This window comes from Leisingera sp. ABM4_060 (assembly GCF_056158765.1).
Genome location: NZ_JBSWTX010000001.1, coordinates 1,350,991 through 1,364,683, shown reverse-complemented (window position 1 = coordinate 1,364,683; position 13,693 = coordinate 1,350,991). Strand labels below are relative to the sequence as shown.

The window sequence follows — 13,693 nt, the reverse complement described above, 5'->3', positions numbered from 1 at the left end:
GTTGCGCCCGGTGCAAACCGGCCCATCCATCACGGGTGTTGATATGTGTGCTCACGTCTTGTCATGAAAGCGGGTCGGAAACGGAGTTGCCGGACGTTCAGCGCTGATGTCATGTGCCCGGATGGCCTGGCATGCAGCTGGTCCGCAACACGGGACGCGCGAACATGAACAACCTGCAGGGTATTTTGCTGGTCATCGCTTCGATGGCGTTTTTCACGCTTGAAGACATGTTCATCAAGCGCCTTGCGGGCAGCATCCCGGTTGGCGAGATCCTGATCTGCCTTGGGGTTGGCTGCGGGCTGGTGTTTGCGGTGATGGCAAAGATGCAGGGCACCGCGCTGTTTGCGCCGCGGGCCTGGCGGATGAAGCCGGTGCTGCGGGCGGGGACCGAGGCCATCTCAGCCATGGGGTTTGCCTCGGCGCTGGCGCTGGTGGACATCTCTACCGTGGCGGCGGTGTTTCAGGCAACGCCGCTGGTGATCACCATGGGCGCGGCACTGTTTCTGGGTGAAGACGTGGGCTGGCGGCGCTGGCTGGCGATCTGCACCGGATTTGCGGGCGTGCTGCTGATCATCCGGCCCGGGCTGGACGGGTTTGAGCCCGCCGCCCTGCTGGTGCTTGTTGCCGTCCTGGGCGTTGCTGCGCGCGACCTGATGACCCGGGTGATGGACAGCGCGGTGCCGTCTTCGGTTGTCAGCTTCCAGGCTTACCTATCGCTGATCCTGGCGGGCGGGCTGCTGCTGGCGTTCACTCCGGGCGAGGCGCGCATGCTGGAGGGCGGTGAATACGGCATGATGCTGGGCGGCATCGTCTTTGGCGTCATGGGCTATTACGGCATTGTGGTGGCGATGCGGATCGGCGATGCCTCGGCCGTCACCCCGTTCCGTTACACCAGGCTGCTGTTCTCGATTCTGGTCGGCGTCATCGTGTTTGGCGAGCGGCCAGATGCGCTGACACTTGCGGGGGCGGGGCTGATCATTGCGTCCGGGCTTTATACCTTTGTCCGCGAACAGCGGCTGGCGCGGCGCGCCCGCAGGGCGGCGGCAGCCGCGTCGGCTGCGGCCTAGGGCAGCGCCCCGCGCATTTGTCTGATCCTGTTGGCGCAAACAGGGCAATGTTAGCCCTAAACCGCCGCTTTTATGTGTGTTAGCGATAACGCAGCCGGTTTACTTTCCGGCAGCGGCTGGTATGACGCTGGCAACAGAACGCGCCTCTTTCAGGCCCAACCAAGGATGGACAGATGAGCACCATTATCGACATTCACGCCCGTGAGATCCTCGACAGCCGGGGCAACCCGACGGTTGAGGTCGACGTGATCCTGGAAGACGGCACCATGGGCCGCGCCGCCGTGCCCTCGGGTGCGTCGACCGGTGCCTATGAGGCGGTGGAAAAGCGTGACGGCGACAAGTCCCGCTACATGGGCAAGGGTGTGCTGGAAGCGGTTGCCGCGGTGAACGGCGAGATTGCCGAAGAACTGGTCGGCTTTGATGCCACTGAGCAGGTCGCCGTGGACAGTGCGATGATCGAGCTGGACGGCACCGAGAACAAGGGCCGCCTGGGCGCCAACGCCATCCTGGGCGTGTCGATGGCTGTGGCCAAGGCTGCGGCCGATTTCACCACCCAGCCGCTCTACCGCTATATCGGCGGCACCTCGGCCCGGGTCCTGCCGGTGCCGATGATGAACATCATCAACGGCGGCGAGCATGCCGACAACCCGATCGACATCCAGGAATTCATGATCATGCCGGTGGCCGCGGACAACATCCGCGACGCGGTGCGCATGGGCTCCGAAGTGTTCCACACCCTGAAGAAAGAGCTGTCGGCGGCGGGCCTGAGCACCGGGATCGGCGACGAGGGCGGCTTTGCCCCCAACATCGGCTCCTCCCGCGAGGCGCTGGACTTCATCCTGAAGTCGATCGAGAAGGCAGGCTACAAGCCGGGTGAAGAGATCTATCTGGCGCTCGATTGCGCGGCGACGGAATACTACAAGGACGGCAAATACGTCCTGGCGGGCGAGGGCAAATCCCTGACCTCCGAAGAAAACGCGGACTACCTGGCGGCGCTGGTCAACGACTACCCGATCATCTCCATCGAGGATGGCATGTCCGAGGACGATTGGGACGGCTGGAAGCTGCTGACCGACAAGATCGGCAATTCCGTGCAACTGGTGGGCGACGACCTGTTCGTGACCAACCCGGCGCGTCTGGCCGAGGGCATCGAGCGCGGCGTCGCGAACTCGATGCTGGTGAAGGTGAACCAGATCGGTTCGCTGACCGAGACCCTGAAGGCGGTCGATATGGCGCATCGCGCCCGTTACACCAACGTGATGTCGCACCGCTCGGGCGAGACTGAGGACGCCACCATCGCCGACCTCGCCGTGGCCACCAACTGCGGCCAGATCAAGACCGGCTCGCTGGCGCGTTCGGACCGGCTCGCCAAGTACAACCAGCTGATCCGCATCGAGGAAGCGCTGGGCGAAGTGGCGGAATACGCGGGCCGTTCGATCCTGAAGCGCTGAGCGCCTCCATTACGACGAATGATCCGGAAGGGCTGATGTCAATCGGCCCTTCTTTTTTCAAGGGGACATTTCGATGGGCGTATTTTTGAACCTGCCTGAAGCGGTTAAAACTCTGTTTGAAGCACGGGCAAAGCTGGAAAATGAATTCGCCGGTTCAGGATTGAATTTTACTCTGGATGGCAAGCTTGTAGGCGACATCGGAGAAGCAATCGCCTCCCGCGCTTTTGGTCTTGAAATCACGGCCAACAATAGTCCGGGTATCGATGCGATGATGGCCGACGGAAGGGCTGTCCAGATCAAGGCAACTGGTGACCCTAAAGGCGCGGCACACTTTCGGCCGCATAACACTGGTGCCGATTTTCTGATTGTCCTGTTGCTTGACTATAAAGAGCTGAAGGCCGAAATCGTTTACAACGGGCCGGAGGCATGTGTCCGTACCCATTTGAATGAGAAAACCAACTTTGCGAGCCAGCGCCCGGTGTCATTGCGGCAGCTGCGGGCGATGCAGGAAAAGAACACCGCTTCTGCTCAATTGCCATTGGTTAAAAAACCAGCCGCGTGATTAATTTTCCTGCATGCAGCAACGACGGAACCGGCGGAGGACAAAAGTAAACTATGCAGACACCCTCTCCGGAGAACAGCTATCAAACCGCCCATGCAGATTTGCTGCTGTCCTCCTTTGCCCAGGTGACAGGCCGCCCGCTGCTGGAGGGGGCGGATGCCGAAGCGCTGTACCGCGCGCCGTTCCCTGTGCTGTCGCACGATACCGAGGCCGATCCGGTGCTGACCTATGGCAACCTTGCGGCGCAGGAACTGTGGGAGATGGGCTGGGAGCAGCTTACCGCGATGCCGTCGCGTCTGACCGCAGAGCCTGCGCACCGCGGCCAGCGGGATGCGATGTTTGCCGAGATGCGGGCCAAGGGCTTTATCAACAAATACGCAGGCGTGCGGATCAGTGCCTCAGGAACGCGGTTTGAGATTCGCAATGCGGTGATCTGGCCGCTGCTGGGGCCGGACGGCCGGAAACTGGGCGAGGCGGCGACGTTCAAGGACTACGTGTTTCTGTAGCGGCAATTGCGGGCCTTGTGTGGCCCGGATCACAGACGCTCACGCGGGTGTTATGTTACGTTTTCCTTGCGCAGCAAGCACTGCGGGAAAGGGGAACAGGCCATGACGACGCGGGTTCTGCGCACAGTGGCGATCTGTGCAATTCTTTCAACACTTCTGGGATGCGGCGGCGCGGGGGTCTATCCCCTCAGCGGCCAGCCTGCCTCCGCCGGCGATCCGGTGATGCGGATGAACATCTCTGCGGACTACATGCTGCTGCCGGGGCTGTGAGCCAAGGCCGGGGACCATCCGGTGCAGCAGGCGCCCTGGCCGGGGCAGGGCGCCGTTGATCCGGGCTGGACCCTAAGCCGCCTCCTGCCTATGATTTGATCAAATTTCCGGCGGGATTTCTGGAGGCTGAAGTGTCCGGCGTATCGATACGTGTTCAACAAATGGAAGCGGGCGGCGCACATCTGGCTGCGCGGTTCATTGCAGCACTGCTGGAGGAGCTGTCTGGCGGTGAAGCCTGCGATCCGGCCCCGCTGGAGGCTGTTGCGCATGAGCTGCTGGGATCCGGGCGGGTCAGCGGATTTGCAGCGTACAGCCAGGAGCAGCCGGTTGGCGTGGTGATGCTGAACGAATGCGCCGCGGTGTATGCGGGCGGGCGCTTTGGGGAAATCACCGAGCTGTTTGTGGAGCCGGAGTGGCGGTCGCAGGGGGTGGCGGCAGCGCTGGTTGCTGCCGCGGCGGAGCACGGGCGCAAGCGGGGCTGGACGCGCCTGGAAGTTGGAGCGCCGGACCAGCCGGCCTGGCACCGCACGCTGGCGTTTTACCAGCGCTGCGGTTTTGCCGAGGTCGGGCCGCGGCTGCGGTATCTGCTGTAGGCAACCGGAATTCGGCGCGAATTCCGGCCATGAAAAATCGATTTTTCATGGCCGTTTTCCGTGCCGGAAAACGGCAGCCGTCAGAGTTCCTTGGTCATCAGGATGTACTTGCCCCGCGGCTGGAACCGGGTGCGCAGGTAGAGCCGCTGGGCGGTCTCGTTTTCGCGGTCCACCTCCAGGTGCAGGGCGCGCATGCCGGCGCCCGCCAGTGATTTCGGCAGTTCAGTCAGAACTTCGGTGGCAATGCCGCGGCCGCGCACGGCGGGGCGGATATAGAGCTCATCCACAAAACCGTCCATGCCGCCGAATTCCACCGACCAGCCGAAGGTGATGACGATATAGCCAATGGGCGCGCGAGTGGGGCCGATCAGGTAGACGGCGCCGTAGGGGTGGCCGTTCAGCAGAGGCTCGATACCAGCGCGGCGGTGCTCGTCGGTGGTGTCCAGACCGGATTCGGCGTGGAAGGCGGCAACCAGTGCCAGCACCCTGTCCAGATGCTCAGGCTTGGCGAGATGCAGGGCGGCGCTCATAGGCGGGCGAGCCTTTCGGTCAGGAGGGTGAAGAACCCGTCTGCATCAGCATCGCCGATGAACAGGGCGTTGGGTTTGCGGTCCGTGACACCCCACCAGTCGGCGACGGTCATGCCGAGGGTGAGTTCGGAGCGGGTCTCTATTTCGACGTTCACATGGCGGCCGGAGAAAAGCTCAGGCTTGAGCAGCCAGGCGATCACGCAGGGGTCATGCAGCGGGCCGCCTTCGGAGCCGTATTTCTCCACGTCGAAACGTTCGAAGAAATCGAGCATGTCTGCAGTGAAATGGGCCACCCTTGTTTCCAGTGCGCGGATCGCCGCGATGCGGGGCCTGGTGGCCAGCACCTTATGCGTCACATCCAGCGGCATGACGGTGATTGGCGCGCCGGATCTGAACACGATTTCAGCGGCTTCCGGGTCGACGTAGATGTTGAACTCAGCCGCGGGAGTGATGTTGCCGACCTCGAAATAGGCGCCGCCCATCATCACGATGTCTTGCACCCGTTCGATGATGTCGGGCGCGGTGTTGAAGGCGGCGGCGATATTGGTGAGCGGACCCAGCGTGCACAGGGTGACGGTGCCCGCCGGTTCGCGGCGCAGGGTCTCGATGATGAAATCGACGCCATGGCCTTCGGCCAGGGGCATCTGCGGCTCCCATAGGTCTGGCCCGTCGAGGCCGGTTTGCCCGTGCACATGTTCGGCGGTGATCAGCGGGCGCGCCAGCGGCGCCTTGCTGCCGGCGTAGATGAGGACGCCGGTTTTGCCTGCGGCCTCGCAGATGATGCGGGCGTTCTTGCTGGTGAGATCCAGCGGCACATTGCCGGCAACGCAGGTGATGCCCAGCAGATCAAGCTCTTGCGGGCTGGCCAGCGCTAGCAGAAGCGCCACCGCATCATCCTGGCCCGGGTCGGTGTCGATGATGATTTTCCTGGCGCTCATGGCTCACTCCGCATTGGCTGAGCCGCGAGCCTACGCCTTGTCCGCCCGGGATTGAACCGCTGCCGGGCAGGTCTGTGCAAATTTCCGGAAGTTTTCTGCACCCGGCCTTTGCAGCCGGGAGGTTTGCTTCCTATGTTTGTTTGACGTGGCGGCAACCTGGGCGGGATGGTCCGGCGGCCGGTGCGGATTTTTAACGCCCGGTTCCGGGCGGTATTGGTGCGGCGCGGTTTTGCCGGGAAATGCACGTTGTTGATTTTGAATGGGGAATACATCAGATGGCGAAAGAGCCCAAAGTTGTTGGCGATATCCTGAAAGACAAGAAAATGACCGCTGCTTACATGGACTACTGCAAGCGGCGCTATTGCCTGAACGAGTTCATGTTCACCCAGAACAAGGGCAACCCGGAATTGCTGTGGGCCCGTTACATGGACCAGAAAAAGGGCAAGGAGCCGGTCAATATCACCTCCAAGACCTATAACGCGGCCAAGGTTCTGGCTGAGAAGGGCGACTTCAAGAGCGGCGACTGGAAGAAGATCATCGCGACTGGCAAAGACGAGGTCGTGAAGATGCTGAACAAGGATGTGATGGGCTTCACCGGCAGCGATGAATACAAGAAATACGTGGCTGAAAACGGGATGGGCGATCCCAAGAAAGCGGCCAAGCTGCTGGGTATCACAGATGCCAAGAAGCTGAAGGATGTGATGGTCAATATCGCCGTGGGCGACAAGAAGACTGCGGAGAAGCTGTGGAAGGATCTGATGAAAAAGGAAAAGATCATCGAGGACTTCAAGACCATCATGGCCAATCTGAAGAAGGCCGGGCTGGCCTGAGGACAGCTGCTGCTGCCCGGCGGCTGCGCCGCCGGGGATTTGAGTATTTGAAGCAAGATGAAGGAGGGGCGTGCCGTCAGGCGCGCTCGTCTGCTTTGACTTCGTCCCAGAGCGCGTCCATTTCGGCCAGATTGCTGTCTTCGGGGCGTTTGCCGCGGGTGGCGAGCTTGGCCTCGACGCCTTCAAACCGGCGGGTGAATTTGGCGTTGGCGGCACGCAGGGCGGCCTCCGGTTCGACGCCGAGGTGGCGGCCCAGGTTGGCCATCACAAACAGCAGATCGCCGAATTCTTCCTCGACTTCCGCCTGGGTGAGGCTGTCGCGGGCTTCGACCAGTTCGGCGCATTCCTCGGTGATCTTGGCGATGACATTGTCCGCCGAGGGCCAGTCAAAGCCGACGCGGGCGGCGCGTTTCTGCAGTTTATAGGCGCGCAGCAGGGCGGGCAGGCCAACCGCGACGCCGTCCAGCGTGCCCTTCTGTTCCTTGCCGGCCCGTTCGGCAGCCTTGATCGCCTCCCAGTCCCGGGTCTGCTGTTCGGCGGATTTCTCGCGGTTTTCGTCCCCGAAAACATGCGGGTGGCGGGAGACCATCTTGTCGGACATGGTCCGCACCACATCCTGAAAGGTGAAATGCCCGGCTTCCTGCGCCATCCGGGCGTGGAAGACGGATTGGAACAGAAGGTCGCCCAGCTCGCCCTTCAGTTCCTCCCAGGCCTCGCGGTCGATGGCGTCGGCAACTTCGTAAGCCTCTTCAATGGTATAGGGGGCGATGGTGGCAAAGTCCTGTTCGATGTCCCAGGGGCAGCCGGTTTCGGGGTCGCGCAGGCGGGCCATGATTTCCAGCAGGCGTTCGATACCTGCGGTCTCATCGTGGATCAGGTCTGTTTGGGGCATTGCGGCTGCTCTTGTTTGGGTGTCAGATGCATCATCCCTAACCTGGAGCAGGAGTCCAGCCCAATGCCCGTTGTGAACCGTATCGCGGATTTTGCCGAAGACATGAAGGCCTGGCGGCGGCATCTGCATCAGATCCCAGAGCTGGCGCTGGACCTGCCCAAGACCGCTGCCTTTGTGGCGGAGCGGCTGCGGGAGTTTGGCGTGGATGAGCTGCATGAAGGCATCGCGCAGACCGGTATGGTGGCGATCATCAACGGGCGGGGAGAGGGGGCTACGATCGGCCTGCGTGCCGACATGGATGCGCTGCCGATTCCGGAGGAGACCGGGGTGGAGTATGTCTCCGGCCATGAAGGCAACATGCACGCCTGCGGCCATGACGGGCACACCACGATGCTTTTGGGGGCCGCGAAGTACTTGGCGGAGACGCGCAACTTTTCGGGCAGGGTGGCGCTGATCTTCCAGCCTGCGGAAGAAGCGATCGGCGGCGCCCGCATCATGGTCGAGGAAGGCATGATGGAGCGGTTCGGCATCGGCGAGGTTTATGCGCTGCACAATGCGCCGGGGCTGCCGGCAGGGAATTTCCTGACCACGCCGGGTGCGCTGATGGCGGCGGTTGATACGTTTCACATCCATATTCAGGGGGTTGGCGGCCATGGTGCCATGCCGCAGGAAACCCGCGATCCGGTGATGGCGGCCTGCGGCATGGCCCAGGCGATCCAGACCATCGTCAGCCGCAATCACCACACGCTGGAGGATCTGGTGGTCTCGGTCACCCAGATCCACACCGGCAGCACCGATAACGTGATCCCGGACACGGCCTATATCAACGGCACCGTGCGCACCTTCAATCCGGAGGTGCAGAAGATGGTGATGCGGCGGATGAAGGAGATCGTGGCGGGGCAGGCGGCCAGCTATGGGGTTGAGGCGGAGCTGGACTATGAGATTGGCTATCCGGCAACATACAACGATGCAGAAAAGACAGCCTTTGCGGTTGAGGTTGCCAAGGAGATCTCGGGCGAAGGCAATGTTGAACCCGAGGGCGGGCGCGAGATGGGCGCCGAGGATTTTGCCTATATGCTGCAGGCGCGGCCCGGGTCGTATCTGTTCCTGGGGCAGGGCGATACCGCCGGGCTGCATCATCCGAAGTATGATTTTAATGATGACATCGCTCCGGTGGGGGCGTCCTTCTTTGCCCGGCTGGTGGAGCGGGCGCAGCCAGTGGGCAGCTGAGCGTTCAGGGTAGATGACAGAGGCCTGCGAAGCGGGTATTTGATCAAAAACAATGCATCACAACAGGGGCGCACCGCCATGGCTTTGGAAGACGCAAAACATATGATCGACCACGCCTTCACCCGCGAGGATCTGAAGGGCTTGAGTTTTGAGATCACCTTTGGCGGCGCGACGTCTTTTTTGCGCCGCAAGTACACCAAGGACTTGACCGGTGTGGATATTGCCGTCACCGGCGTGCCCTTTGACCAGGCGGTGACCAACCGGCCCGGCACCCGGCTGGGACCGCGGGCGATCCGCGAGGCCTCCAGCCTGCAGAGCCCGGATGAGCCTTATGGCTGGCCGCATAAGCCGCTGAGCACGCTGGCGATTGCGGACTATGGCGACCTGGCATTTGATCATGCCAACGTGCCGGAGTTTCCGGGGGCCTTGACCGAGCATATCCGCGGTATCCTGGACTCGGATACGGCTTCGGTGGTTCTGGGCGGCGATCACTACATCAGCTTCCCCATCCTTAAGGCTTACGCTGAGAAATACGGGCCGATCTCGCTGTTGCAGTTTGACGCCCATACCGACACCTGGCCGGACGACAATATGGACCGCGTGGACCATGGCACCATGTTCTACAAGGCAGTGAAGATGGGGATCATCGACCCTGCGACCTCGGTGCAGGTGGGCATTCGCACCACCAATGAGGACACGCTGGGCGTCAATATCATCGACGCGCCGACGGTGCATGAGATCGGGCCTGTGGAGACGGCCAACCGGATCAAGGCGATTCTGGGCGACCGGCCCACATACCTCACCTTTGACATCGACTGCCTGGACCCGGCCTATGCGCCCGGTACTGGCACGCCTGTGTGGGGCGGGCTGACTTCGGCGCAGGCCTCGCGCATCCTGCGGGAGATTGCCGGCATCAATATCAAGGGCGGCGATGTGGTCGAGGTCTCTCCCCCCTTTGACACAAGTGGCGCAACTGCTATTGCCGGGGCACATGTGGCGACGGAAATCATCTGCCTTCTGGGCTGGAACATGAGAGACAATGACTGACTTCAATCAGCCGATCAGCGGCAATGACCTGGCCCGGTTCTCAGGGCCCAATACCTATATGCGGCTGCCGCAGGCGACCTCGCTGGATGGCTTGGATGTCGCGGTCGTGGGCGTGCCGATGGACATCGGCACCTCCTGGCGGTCGGGCACCCGGTTCGGCCCCAAGCAAATCCGCGCCGAAAGCGCTATGCTGCGGCCTTACAACATGGCCACCGGTGCGGCGCCGTTTGACAGTCTGAACATTGCCGATATCGGCGATCTGGCGATCAATACGTTTTCGCTGAAGGAATTGCTGCGGATCATCCAGGAAAGCTATGAGGCAATTCTGTCCGGCGGGGTGATCCCGGTGGCGATGGGCGGCGATCATTCGATCACCCTGCCGATCCTGCGGGCGGTTGCGGCAAAATACGGCCCCGTGGCGCTGGTGCATGTGGATGCCCATGCGGATGTGAACGACGAGATGTTCGGCGAGCGCGAGACCCATGGCACTGTGTTCCGCCGCGCCTATGAGGAAGGGCTGATCGTCCCTGACAAGACCTATCAGATCGGCATCCGCGGCACGGGCTATGCCGCCACCGATTTCTCCGAGGCGCAAAGCTGGGGCTTCCAGCACTTCCCGGCGCAGGAGCTGTGGGGCCGGCAGCTGCACCAGATGGGTGCGGAAATTCGCCGCGATATCGGCAATAGGCCGGTCTATGTGAGTTATGATATCGATAGCCTTGACCCGGCTTATGCGCCGGGCACCGGCACGCCGGAAATCGGCGGGCTGACCACGCCGCAGGCGCTGGAACTGATCCGGTCGCTGAAGGGGATCAATATCGTCGGCTGCGACCTGGTGGAGGTGTCGCCGCCTTATGATCCTTCGGGCAACACAGCTCTGGTGGGGGCAAACCTGCTTTATGAGCTGCTGTGTGTGCTGCCGGGCGTGACAACGAGATAAGCGGCCCGGCCTGCACGGCAGGCCAGGGGAGGGCCGCGCAGGGAGGAGGCAAGGTTTGACCTTGAAACCGCGATGAGGCGGCTGATGCTGTTTGGCTGGATTTTATTGGCTGCTGTGGTTGCCGGGCTGGGGTTCATCCGCCTGGCGCCGAGCGATCCGCTGGATTGGAACACCCAGCCGGAGTTCACAGAGGACAAAGAATTCCGCGGCGGCGTATTCCGGGTGGTGCGCACCGGGCCGGACGGGCTGGTGCGGTTCCACCGGATCGCCAGCACCGCTCCGCGCACCAGCGTGCTGGCGGGCGGGCCTGCGGACGGGATGGCGACCTATATCACCCGCACCCAGTTGCTGGGCTTTCCCGACTACACCACCGCGGCGCAGGACGGCGATCTGCTGAAGGTCTATGCAAGGCTGCGCTTCGGCCGCTCGGATTTGGGCGCCAACAAGGAGCGGATCAACGGCTGGCTGGAAGCGATGGAAGCGGCGGCGCAGGCTGTTTCGGCTGGCGAGTGAGCATGGGCTCCCGCCTGCTCGCGGGCTTTTGGAAAAAGCCCCTCACAGTTGGGCATGGCGCCTCGCTGGCGCGCGGCGCAGGCTCATCGGCCATAGGCCGATGAGCCATGGTTTTTGCTGAGAAGCGCTTCAGGGGCAGGGCTGCCCCTGAAGACGCGTTTTCGATTGTGTTTGTTTCTGCCGCCTCAAGGGCAAGCCGCGCTGGCGCGCGGTGGCTGCGCCACCCTTGACCCGGCTGGACTTAAGTACAAGAGGTTAGGAAGCGCTTCTGAGTATGTCGAAGTGAACCTTTGACTGGAACCTTTTTAATAAAAGAGATTTTTGTACATGACGCTACGTGGCTTCACCGCTCTTTCCACTGGCCTGGCATTTGCCATTCTTGCTTCTGGGGCATCTGCCGAAATTCGAAGCTACTACTGTAAGCTTGATCATTCGACGCATTTTCAGGCTTTGATTGAGGTTGACGCCGAAGAAAATACAGTGCGCGCATATGGCGACTATATTGCTCATTCATACAAGCATCCGATCGAGGTCAAACTATCTGAACGAGCAGAAGGCAAAACCAGGTTACGTTGGAAGGTGAGAGGTCTGCCTGGTACTTTAACGAGGAAGTCAGGGCATGTGGTGGATACTGTCACTGAGGTAAAGGTCACCATTTCAATCCGTCTGGATTTGGACAAGACTTTTTCAAGTTTCAGTTTCCAGGAAAGAGTGCATGGTGGCGGGGGCTGGAGAAGTCCAAGGAGCGGAAGCTGTAAGACGCTAACTGGAAGCATCGAAGACTACATCAAGTCATAAACGCGAATTTGTTCAGGGGCGATATTTGTGTGCCGCCATTGCGGTCCTTCAAGGCTCTGGTTGTTCAGAATGCGCAGAACTTTGTTAACGGCGTCCATTTTTGCCGGGGGCGAAGCCGCTTAAAGCTGCGGCAGCTCCGATTCTGCGCCTGAATAACCGTTCAGCGACGCCGACAGGCAGCTGCTTTGCACCTCGCGCCACATCGGCACGTTCAGGGACATCTGGCATTGCGCCATGAACATGCGGCCGTCGACTTGCAGGCAGCGCAACTCACCCAGTTCGACGCGGGAGCCGGACTTGTCGGTGCAGTAGCAATCAATGGTCTTGCCGCCCGGTCCGGTCACATCCGCGAGCGCCAGGCCGGGCAGGGCGAGGAAGATTGTGGCAATAAGGGCTCTGGCATGTCGCATGGCTCTAGCATATCACAATGGGCAGAATTGGCCAAAACATGAACAAGCATAGGCGCGCCCATGGTCCCCGAAGAACGGCTGGAACAGATCCTGCAGCGGTTTCAGTATCTTGAAGCCGCAATGGCGGATGGTGCCGGGGGCGGGGATATTGCCGCCCTGGCCAAGGAGTATTCCGATCTGCGCCCGGTGGCGGAGCAGATTGGCGCCTACCGCAAGCTGCTGAGCGATCTGGACGAGGCGGAAGCGATGCTGGCGGATCCGGATATGAAGGATCTGGCAGAGGAGGAGATCCCGGCGCTGAAGGCGGCCATCCCGGAAGCGGAGCATGCGCTGCAGTTGGCGCTCTTGCCCAAGGATGCAGCTGACGGGCGTCCGGCGATGCTGGAAATCCGGCCCGGCACCGGCGGCGATGAGGCGGCGCTGTTTGCCGGTGACTTGCTGCGGATGTACCAGCGCTATTCCGAGGCGCAGGGCTGGAAGTTCGACATCATCGAGGAGCAACCGACGGAGCTGGGCGGCATCAAGGAGGTGGTGGCCCATATCAAGGGCGAGAATGTCTTTGCCCGGCTGAAGTATGAATTGGGTGTGCACCGGGTGCAGCGGGTGCCCACGACCGAAAGCGGCGGGCGTATCCATACTTCGGCGGCGACGGTGGCGGTGCTGCCGGAGGCGGAGGATGTGGATCTTCATATCGATCCGAATGACATCCGCATCGACACCATGCGGGCGTCAGGTGCCGGCGGGCAGCATGTGAACACCACCGACTCGGCGGTGCGGATCACCCACCTGCCGACCGGGCTGATTGTGACCTCCTCGGAGAAGTCCCAGCACCGCAACCGCGAGATTGCCATGCAGGTGCTGAAGACGCGGCTTTACGACTTGGAGCGGCAGCGGATCGACCGCGAGCGCTCGGCGGACCGCGCAAGCCAGGTGGGGTCGGGCGACCGGTCGGAACGCATCCGCACCTACAACTTCCCTCAGGGGCGCATGACCGATCACCGCATCAACCTGACGCTTTACAAGCTGGATCAGGTGATGGGCGGCGATCTGGAAGAGATCATCGACGCGCTGACCGCGGACAATCAGGCACGGCTGCTGGCCGAGATGGGGCAGTAA

General features: G+C 61.7%; 17 protein-coding genes. 13 read left to right on the top strand and 4 right to left on the bottom strand.

Features of this window, described 5'->3' with window-relative positions; genetic code table 11:
* The first annotated feature begins 164 nt into the window (after positions 1-164).
* From ACXAEH_RS06700 to ACXAEH_RS06675, 6 genes are all read left to right on the top strand, one after another.
* On the top strand, positions 165-1,067 hold the full coding sequence (locus ACXAEH_RS06700; protein WP_475031685.1) for a DMT family transporter: 903 nt from the start codon (positions 165-167) through the stop codon (positions 1,065-1,067).
* Between the two features lie 173 nt (positions 1,068-1,240).
* Positions 1,241-2,518, top strand: a complete 1,278-nt coding sequence (gene eno, locus ACXAEH_RS06695; RefSeq protein ID WP_475031684.1) for a phosphopyruvate hydratase — start codon at positions 1,241-1,243, stop codon at positions 2,516-2,518.
* Between the two features lie 73 nt (positions 2,519-2,591).
* On the top strand, positions 2,592-3,080 hold the full coding sequence (locus tag ACXAEH_RS06690) for a DUF6998 domain-containing protein (protein WP_475031683.1): 489 nt from the start codon (positions 2,592-2,594) through the stop codon (positions 3,078-3,080).
* 53 nt (positions 3,081-3,133) lie between these two features.
* Entirely contained in the window at positions 3,134-3,586 is a 453-nt protein-coding gene (locus ACXAEH_RS06685) for an MEKHLA domain-containing protein (protein ID WP_475031682.1), read from the top strand.
* Positions 3,587-3,688: 102 nt separating this feature from the next.
* On the top strand, positions 3,689-3,856 hold the full coding sequence (locus ACXAEH_RS06680) for a hypothetical protein (RefSeq protein ID WP_475031681.1): 168 nt from the start codon (positions 3,689-3,691) through the stop codon (positions 3,854-3,856).
* Between the two features lie 161 nt (positions 3,857-4,017).
* Positions 4,018-4,449: a GNAT family N-acetyltransferase gene (locus ACXAEH_RS06675; protein ID WP_475031680.1), complete on the top strand. Its 432-nt coding sequence runs from the start codon at positions 4,018-4,020 to the stop codon at positions 4,447-4,449.
* Between the two features lie 80 nt (positions 4,450-4,529).
* Here the strand turns inward: ACXAEH_RS06675 and ACXAEH_RS06670 are convergent, their stop codons facing one another.
* Together ACXAEH_RS06670 and ACXAEH_RS06665 are read right to left on the bottom strand one after the other, a co-directional pair.
* Positions 4,530-4,979, bottom strand: coding sequence for a GNAT family N-acetyltransferase (locus ACXAEH_RS06670; RefSeq protein WP_475031679.1), 450 nt, complete (start codon positions 4,977-4,979; stop codon positions 4,530-4,532).
* Positions 4,976-5,917 (bottom strand): nucleoside hydrolase, encoded by a 942-nt coding sequence (locus ACXAEH_RS06665; RefSeq protein ID WP_475031677.1) that lies wholly within the window; start codon positions 5,915-5,917, stop codon positions 4,976-4,978. Before ACXAEH_RS06665 ends, ACXAEH_RS06670 begins: the two co-directional genes overlap by 4 nt.
* Before the next feature lie 275 nt (positions 5,918-6,192).
* On the opposite strand from ACXAEH_RS06665, the gene ACXAEH_RS06660 reads away from it, so the two are divergent.
* On the top strand, positions 6,193-6,747 hold the full coding sequence (locus tag ACXAEH_RS06660) for a hypothetical protein (RefSeq protein ID WP_475031676.1): 555 nt from the start codon (positions 6,193-6,195) through the stop codon (positions 6,745-6,747).
* Positions 6,748-6,823: 76 nt separating this feature from the next.
* Here the strand turns inward: ACXAEH_RS06660 and mazG are convergent, their stop codons facing one another.
* The gene (gene mazG / locus ACXAEH_RS06655) at positions 6,824-7,639 is read right to left on the bottom strand and encodes a nucleoside triphosphate pyrophosphohydrolase (protein WP_475031675.1); all 816 of its coding nucleotides are present in this window, start codon (positions 7,637-7,639) and stop codon (positions 6,824-6,826) included.
* 63 nt (positions 7,640-7,702) lie between these two features.
* Here mazG and ACXAEH_RS06650 point away from each other — a divergent pair, with 63 nt between their 5' ends.
* From ACXAEH_RS06650 to ACXAEH_RS06630, 5 genes are all read left to right on the top strand, one after another.
* Complete coding sequence (locus ACXAEH_RS06650; protein WP_475031674.1) at positions 7,703-8,869, top strand: M20 aminoacylase family protein; 1,167 nt, start codon at positions 7,703-7,705, stop codon at positions 8,867-8,869.
* A 78-nt stretch (positions 8,870-8,947) separates the two neighbouring features.
* Positions 8,948-9,916 (top strand): agmatinase, encoded by a 969-nt coding sequence (speB, locus tag ACXAEH_RS06645; RefSeq protein WP_475031673.1) that lies wholly within the window; start codon positions 8,948-8,950, stop codon positions 9,914-9,916.
* Positions 9,909-10,856, top strand: coding sequence for an agmatinase (speB, locus tag ACXAEH_RS06640; protein ID WP_475031672.1), 948 nt, complete (start codon positions 9,909-9,911; stop codon positions 10,854-10,856). Before speB (ACXAEH_RS06645) ends, speB (ACXAEH_RS06640) begins: the two co-directional genes overlap by 8 nt.
* 72 nt (positions 10,857-10,928) lie before the next feature.
* A complete protein-coding gene (locus ACXAEH_RS06635; RefSeq protein ID WP_475031671.1) occupies positions 10,929-11,369 on the top strand; it encodes a DUF1499 domain-containing protein in 441 nt (146 codons plus the stop codon).
* A 327-nt stretch (positions 11,370-11,696) separates the two neighbouring features.
* Complete coding sequence (locus ACXAEH_RS06630) at positions 11,697-12,167, top strand: hypothetical protein (protein WP_475031670.1); 471 nt, start codon at positions 11,697-11,699, stop codon at positions 12,165-12,167.
* A 119-nt stretch (positions 12,168-12,286) separates the two neighbouring features.
* Here the strand turns inward: ACXAEH_RS06630 and ACXAEH_RS06625 are convergent, their stop codons facing one another.
* On the bottom strand, positions 12,287-12,577 hold the full coding sequence (locus ACXAEH_RS06625) for a hypothetical protein (RefSeq protein ID WP_475031669.1): 291 nt from the start codon (positions 12,575-12,577) through the stop codon (positions 12,287-12,289).
* Between the two features lie 60 nt (positions 12,578-12,637).
* Between ACXAEH_RS06625 and prfA the strand changes: the two genes are divergently transcribed.
* Positions 12,638-13,693 (top strand): peptide chain release factor 1, encoded by a 1,056-nt coding sequence (prfA, locus tag ACXAEH_RS06620; protein WP_475031668.1) that lies wholly within the window; start codon positions 12,638-12,640, stop codon positions 13,691-13,693.